Raw genomic sequence first — 7,235 nt, forward strand, 5'->3', positions numbered from 1 at the left:
GGGCCTACCCCCCCCTTCTAGTCCCCAAAGAATGTGCGGTAAACCAGGGCGATGCCGTTGACCGCGCCGCCCTTCAGGTCCACCGACCAGCGGCGGCTCAGCCGGTAACTGGCGCGTCCCACGGTGTCGGCGCCGGCCAGGGCCTGCTCCACGCTCAGCGTGATGCCGTTGGCGAAAGTCTTGCTGGCCACCAGGAACTGGGTCGCCAGGCGGCTGTCGCTGTCGCGGTTGACGTCGCCGGCCACGGTGCGGTCCGGCAGCAGGCTGCCGGAGCTGCCGATATTGCCGCTGCGGATGCTGACATCATCCAGCCCGAACTGCTTGTAGAACGGCGGCCCGCCTCCGCCCAGCAAAGCCGTGCCCACCGACAGCAGCAGCGCGGCATCGCCGCCGCTGCCGTCCGGCCCGCGCCCCAGCAGCAGCCAGGACAGCTTTTCCACATCGCTCACGTCGGGATACGACACCAGGTCGATACGCGGGCGCTGCGCCGTGCCTGCCACCTTGACGCCGGCCTCGACCTGCTCGCCGGTGCGCAGGGCCTCGATGTCCAGCACGGGATTGTCCAGCCGCCCCTGGAACGTCAGCGTGCCGCGGCGCAGCCGCAGCTTCTGGCCATAGGCCTCGATGCCGCCGCCGCGCGTGCGCAGCGCGCCCACGCCGGTCAGCCGGCCGTCGCTGAGCAGGATCTGGATCGAGCCCAGCAGGCCCGCGTCCAGGCCCATGCCGGTGATGTAGAAGCGCGGCCCCATGTCGAACTTGAGGTTCATGCTGGTCTGCAGCGGCGTGGACGCCGCGCCGGGATCGTCGCCCGGCCGGCGCACCTTCACGTCGTCGTCCAGCGTGGGCACGCCCTGCAGGATCTCCAGGCTGAACCAGCCGGCGTCCGCCTTGAGGTCGCCCACGATGTCGATGCGCGGCAGGGCGACGTTCAGATCGACCGAGCCGGACACCATGGCATAGCGGTCCGAGCGCTGCAGCGCCGGGAAACGGTACAGCGTCAGGCGCAGCTGGCCGCCGCCATCCGTCAGGCTCCAGCGTCCGCGGGCCTCGGCATAGCCGTCCTTGGCCTCGGGATTGGTGGTGATCCATTCCTTGGTGCGCCATTCTGCCGGCATCACGCGCAGCGAGGCCGGGAAGCGCAGGCTGTCCAGCACCAGGCTGTCGCCGTCCAGGCGCGCCGCCAGCTTGCCCTCGACCAGCCGCACGCCGTCGTCGATGCGCACAACCCGCAGCCGGTCGCCGCGGATCGCGCCGCTGCCCGTCCACTTGCCCGTCAGCGTGCCCTGGGCCTCCAGGTTGGCCTTGACCGTGCCGCCGACTTCCATCGCGTCGCCCACGAACAGGCCGACCCATGCCAGGTCGGCGATGTCGGCATCCAGCTTGGCGCGGATCGGCTGGCGCGCATCCAGCGCCATGCCGCCCTGCGCATCCACGGCGAGCACGGCCGAGGCCGTGCCGTTGACCACGCCCATCTTCTCGGTGGCCAGGGCCAATTTGGCATCCAGGCGGCTGGCGCTGGCCGAGGACGGCGTCGCGGTCAGGTCCAGCGTCAGCGCCGTCAGTCCCAGCGGCACGGGCGGATCGCCCGGAATCAGCAGATCGCCGTCGCGGCGGGCGATGCGGGCCGAACCCGCCAGGCGGCCGTCGAACTTCAGGTCCCAGGACACATCGAGCGCGATGCGGCGCTTGGCTTCGGCCACCATGGCGTGGGCCCGCGTGGGGCCCTGGTCCGGCCGCCTGGCGGCTTCGGGATCGACGGCGGCGATCCCCTGCCGCGTCATGGCCGCCGTGATCACCAGGTTGTCCGCCTGGCCGGCGGTTTCCCAGCGCGCGCCGCCGCCGCGCGAGCCCTTGTGGGCCAGCGTCAGGCGTTCCTTGCCCGGCAGCGTCAGGCCGAGCGTGGTGGCGCCGACCTGCCACTGCCATTGCGGCGCGACCGCCCCGGGCAGGTAGGCCACGGACAGCGGCCGCTCGGCAGCGACCGCGAAGCCGGCCGATTCCGCATTGAGCCGCGAAAACGTGCCGCGCCAGCCCGTCAGGGCGGCATCGGCCTCGCCCGCCGGGCCGCGTCCCCAGCCCCCGGCAAATGCGATATCAGCCTGCGCCGGCGCTTCGCCCAGCACCCCCGCGCGGACCTTGGCCGGCACGTAGCGGGCGCTGAACTCGCCGCGATGGGCGGCCGCCGTGCCGTTGAGCTTGCCCTTCAATTCCGCTCCGCCCGGCAGTCCCGGCCAGAAAGCGTCCAGCTGCGGCGCTTGCGCGTCCAGCGCCAGCGACCCGTCGGCCGCGCCCACGTCGCCCTGGGCGCGGATGCGGTTGCGACCCAGCGTCAGGTCCACGTCCAGGCCCTGGATGCGCAGGCCGGCCAGCGGATCGTCGGTCGCGCCGGCCCCTGGCGTTGCCGTCCCGGCGGTGGCGGGCGTCGACGCGCCGTCCGCGACGGCGGCGGGCGGCGTGGCCGCCGGCAATTCGACCCGGGCCTTCAGCGCGCCCGCCAGTGGCTGCTTGTTCCAGCGCGAGCCTTCCTGGATGCGCAGGTCCACTGCCGCCAGCCGCAGTTGGCTCAGGTTCTCCAGCTCGGCGCCCAGATCCGCGCTCAGGCTCAGCACGGCCTGCGGAATGTCCTTGCCCAGCCACGGCCCCAGGTCCAGCCGCTCGGCGCCCACCTTGCCCTCGATGCGGTCGCGCCCCTGGCCGTCCGCCGCGGCCTTGAGGTCGAACTGCGCCGTCAGCGTGGACGCGTCCGGCAGGCGCGCCTGGGCGCTGGCGCTGCGCAGCACCAGGGGCGTGCGCGGCGCCAGATCGGCCAACACATTCAACGCCAGCCCGGAGCCGGTGCCTTCCAGCTTGGCCTGCAGGCCGTCCAGCGAGCCCGCGGCGTCGGCGCTCAGCAACACACGGCAGGCCGGTTCCGGGGGGCCGACGAAAGCGGTGGCCGGCGCCGGCGCGTCGGCGGGCGTGGATGCCGGCGTCGCGCCCGCTGCCTTGCCGGCCTTTTGCGCCTGGGCGGGCTTGCCCGCCTTGCCGGATGCCTTGCCGGCCTTGTCCGTCTTGTCCGCGCCATCCGGCCGCGCCCCGCCCGCCTGGGCGTTCGCGCCATCGCCGACGATGGCGCGCAGGCGCTCGGCCTGGCACAGCGGGGAATCAGGGCCGGCGCCCCGCGCGGCCACGTCCAGCCGCAGGCTGAACGGCCACGGGTCCGCCAGCGCGCGCAGCTCGGCCTCGCCGCTCAGCTCGGCCTGTCCGATCTCATGGCCGACGCGCAGGCTGGCGATGCGCAGCTGCGCGCTGTCCTGCCCGGCCGCGAAGGTGGCGGCCAGACCGCCGAGCGACACGGGCAGGGCCTCGCCGTTCTGCAGCAGATGGAATTCGCCCAGCGTCAGCTGGTCCAGCGCGATGTCCACCGGCAGCGACGGCAGGCTGAAGGGCGCCTCGTCCTGTGCGGGCGGCGTTTCTTCGGCTGCCGCCGGCGCCAGCGTCACCGTCACGGCCGCGGCCGACAGCTCGCGCACGTGCAGCCGCCGCTGGCCCAGCGCGCGCCAGTCCACTTTCAGGCCCAGGTCCGCGATTTCGACGCGGGTGCCGCCCGTCTCGAGCTCCAGCCGTCCCACGTTCAGGCCGCGCAGCACCGAGCCGCGCACGTCCAGCGCCTGGCCGTCCAGTTGCTGCGCCGCCGTGGTCAGCAGCAGACGCGTGCCGCTCTGCGTGCCGGCCAGCCAGAACAGGAAACCGCAGGCCAGCACCGCCAGCATCGCCAGCCCGGGCAGCCACCACACCAGAAGATGGCGCAGGATCGCGCGCAACGTCCTCAAAACGCGATCCCCAGGGAGAAGTGCAGTCGCAGGCTGCGGTCGCGCTGGCCGTAGGCCACGTCCAGGAACAAGGGCCCGGCCGGCGTGCGCACGCGCGCGCCCACGCCGTAGCCGACCGCCAGCGACATGTCGCCGAAGGATTTGGCCGCGTCGCCGGCATCGACGAACACGCCCATGCCCCAGCGCTCGTTGAAATAGTGGTCGTACTCCACGCTGCCCACCACCATCGCCGGCGCGCCCACGATCGCGCTGTCGCGCTTCAGGCCGATGCTCTGGTACTTGTAGCCGCGGATGGAACGCGCGCCGCCGGTGCGAAAGCCGAAGTCGTCAGGCACCTGGACCTTGCCATTGGCCCAGATGCGGCCTACCTCGCCACGGATGGTCAGCACGTCGCGCTTGCCGATGGGCCACCATTTCTGGCCGCGCAGCCGGGCGCGCGTATAGGGTTCGCCGGTGTTCAGCACCACGCCCAGGCCGCCGCCCACCGCGATCAGGTTGCCTTCGCGCGGGTCGTACTTGTTGTCCACGTCGCGGCGCAGCCATTCGGCGGTGGCCGTGGCGGACGGCAGCGTGTATTCGTCGCCGCCGTCGATCTTGACGTGATCCTGCGCCAGCAACAGGCCCCAGCGGGTTTCGTATTCGACGCGGCTGTCGCCGGCGGCCTTGCGCTCCTGCAGGCGCGTGGCGCCGAGCGCGTAGCGGGTCACTTCCAGCCCCTGGATGTCGGAGCGGTCGGCCAGCACGCCGAAGGAATCCTTGTAGCCGCGCTCGGTCGGCGGCAACAGGAAGTCGGCGTAGGCGCGCTGGCGCAAGCGGTCCACGCTGAAACCGGTTTCCAGCGTCAAGGGCTGGCCGAACACCACGTTCTGCCGATAGATCGATTCCAGCCGGGCGCCGGCCTCGTCGTCCACGCCCATGGACACCGACAGGCGCTTGGGCGGCGCCTCCACCACCCGCACCTGCACGGGCAGCGTGACCTCGCCATCGGAATCGTAGACCGCCGCGGGCGGCGGCTGGCCGCCGGAAACGGAGGGGTCGCCCGCCGGCGCCGAGGCCAGGGCGTCGGCCGCCCCCGGCGCGCGGGCGCGGTCGGAGATCGGTTCGGGCGCGGCCTGTCCGCCGGGCTGCTGCAGCGACACGAAGGCGCCACGGAAAAACGCGGTGGACTGCAAGTCCTGCTGCCATTGGTCGAGCCGACTCTGCTCGTAGGACGATCCCACCGAGTAGCGCACGTAGCGCTGGACCAGTTTTTCCGGCACGCGCTCCAGGCCCTCGGTCTTGAGCTCGCCCATGTTCACCTGCGGGCCGCTGTCGATGGTCACGGACAGCGCGGCGCTGGCCTGCTCGGCCTGGATGTCGGCCGCCGAGGACGTCATGCGCGCCAGCAGGAAATCGCGCTCGGACACTTCGTCCAGCAGGGCCGCCTTGGCCTTGTTCCAGTCGCTGTTGATGAAGGGCTGGCCGACCTTGAGCTGCCAGTCCTGGCGCAGCTTCTGCACGCGCTGCGCGTACTCGGGCCGCGTGATCCGGCCGGTGAAGCCGAGATCCACGGAAGACACCGTCGCGCGCTTGCCCGACACGATGCCGATGTCCCAGGTCTCGCCGCCGATGTCGGTGCCGGCTTCCAGCGTGACGGTGGGGGAAAAATAGCCCTGCGTGGCGAGCGCGGCCAGCGTGGCGTCGCGCGCGCGCCGCCGCAGCCGGCTGATTTCGCCGCCGTCCTGGTCTTCGGCCAGGCGGGCGATCGCGTCCACGGCCTCGGTAATGGCCTGCAGCGCCGCCGGCGTCACGCCGCCGGGGTCGACCACGATTTCGGGACGCTTGGCCGCCGCCTCGCCCGCCATTGCGCAGAGTCCGGCCAGAAAGGCCCGGGCTGCCCAGCGCATGCGTCAGGTCGGCTGTTGCACGACGATGGAGGGGAACTTGCCCGCCATGTCGCGGGGCAGCGCCGCAACGCTTGCCGCCAGTTTGCGGGCGATGCCGCGGTACAGGGCCGCCGCCTCGCTGCCGGGGTCGGAAACCACGGTGGGCTGGCCCGCGTCGGTCTGCTCGCGGATCGCCAGCGTGAGCGGCAGGCTGCCCAGCCAGGGCGTGTCGTACTGCTCGGCCATGCGCCGGCCGCCGCCTTCGCCGAAGATGTGCTCGGCATGGCCGCATTGCGAGCAGATGTGGATGGCCATGTTCTCGACGACGCCCAGGATGGGCACCTCGACCTTCTGGAACATGCGCAGGCCCTTGCGCGCGTCCAGCAGCGCCACGTCCTGCGGCGTGGTGACGATGACCGCGCCCACGACAGGCACCTTCTGCGCCAGCGTCAGCGCCACGTCGCCCGTGCCGGGCGGCATGTCGACGATCAGGTAGTCCAGGTCGCGCCAGTTGGTCTGGCGCAGCAGTTGTTCGAGCGCCTGCGTGACCATCGGGCCGCGCCAGATCGCCGGGGAATCCGCGTCGATCAGGAAGCCGATGGAATTGGCCTGCAGGCCATGGCCCTCGAGCGGCTCCATGCTCTTGTTGTCGCGGCTTTCGGGCCGGCCCGACACGCCCAGCATGGTCGGCACGCTGGGGCCGTAGATGTCGGCGTCCAGCAGCCCCACCTTGGCGCCCTCGGCCGCCAGGGCCAGCGCCAGGTTCACGGCGGTGGTGCTCTTGCCCACGCCGCCCTTGCCCGAGGCCACGGCGATGATGTTGCGCACGGTCGGCAGCGGCTTCCGGCCCTTCTGCACCCCGGGCGCCGCGACCTTCCAGGTCACCGAGACCTGGGAGTCGGGCGCGCCGGCCGCGGCCAGCGCCGCGACGGCGACGCCGCGCACCTGATCCTTGAAGGCGTCGGCGGGATAGCCCAGTTCCAGCGTCAGGGCGACCCGGCCGCCCTGCAGTTGAATGTCACGATCTTTTACAGATACGCCCAGATCCAGGCCGGTATTCGGGTCTTGCGCGCCCCGCAACGCGGCGCGGATGTGTTCTATCGTTATACTCATGTCACTATGGTTCCGTAGGCAGCGCGGCTTCTGCTGGCCGCCGTCCCCTAAAGGATAGCGGATACGCGGGAACCTTTCGCTGCGTTTTGCATCCGATCTTCATGACGAATCCTCTCATCCGCTTCCTCCGTGCCGTCCTGTTTGCCGCGCTGGCCCTGATCGGCATGGCGATGGCGCTGGTGTTCATGCTCTCCACCGCGATCGCCGTGGCGATCCTGTACGTGGTGGCCAAGGTGCGCGGCAAGCCGTTCGGCGTGCGCGCCTACTGGAGCCAGCGCCAAGGCGCCCGCCCGAATCCGTTCCAGTCGGCCGCCGCCCCGTTCGCGCAAGCGCGCGGCGGCGACGTGATCGACGTCGAGGCCCGCGAAGTCCGCTGACGCCGGCGCGCGCCTGCCACGGCCGCCTCGCGGCGACCTGGCGCGCACCAGGGACACTCCCTTCGGGC

The 7,235-nt window shown here is 71.9% G+C and carries 4 protein-coding genes; 1 reads left to right on the top strand and 3 read right to left on the bottom strand.

The features are described 5' to 3' along the window. Positions 1-17: 17 nt before the first annotated feature. Genes KDH83_RS14060 through apbC form a run of 3 tightly spaced genes read right to left on the bottom strand, consistent with a single transcriptional unit; the run spans position 18 to position 6,790 of the window. Positions 18-3,752 carry a translocation/assembly module TamB domain-containing protein gene (locus KDH83_RS14060; RefSeq protein WP_212316756.1) on the bottom strand — a complete coding sequence of 1,245 codons (3,735 nt, stop codon included), beginning with the start codon at positions 3,750-3,752 and terminating at the stop codon, positions 18-20. A 56-nt stretch (positions 3,753-3,808) separates the two neighbouring features. Further along, positions 3,809-5,698 (bottom strand): BamA/TamA family outer membrane protein, encoded by a 1,890-nt coding sequence (locus tag KDH83_RS14065; protein WP_212316749.1) that lies wholly within the window; start codon positions 5,696-5,698, stop codon positions 3,809-3,811. Between the two features lie 3 nt (positions 5,699-5,701). Next, positions 5,702-6,790 (bottom strand): iron-sulfur cluster carrier protein ApbC, encoded by a 1,089-nt coding sequence (apbC, locus tag KDH83_RS14070; protein ID WP_212316752.1) that lies wholly within the window; start codon positions 6,788-6,790, stop codon positions 5,702-5,704. 101 nt (positions 6,791-6,891) lie between these two features. On the opposite strand from apbC, the gene KDH83_RS14075 reads away from it, so the two are divergent. Further along, the gene (locus KDH83_RS14075) at positions 6,892-7,167 is read left to right on the top strand and encodes a hypothetical protein (RefSeq protein ID WP_103276198.1); all 276 of its coding nucleotides are present in this window, start codon (positions 6,892-6,894) and stop codon (positions 7,165-7,167) included. Positions 7,168-7,235: the final 68 nt, after the last annotated feature.

Source organism: Achromobacter sp. Marseille-Q0513, from assembly GCF_018195695.1.
GTDB lineage: Bacteria > Pseudomonadota > Gammaproteobacteria > Burkholderiales > Burkholderiaceae_B > Achromobacter.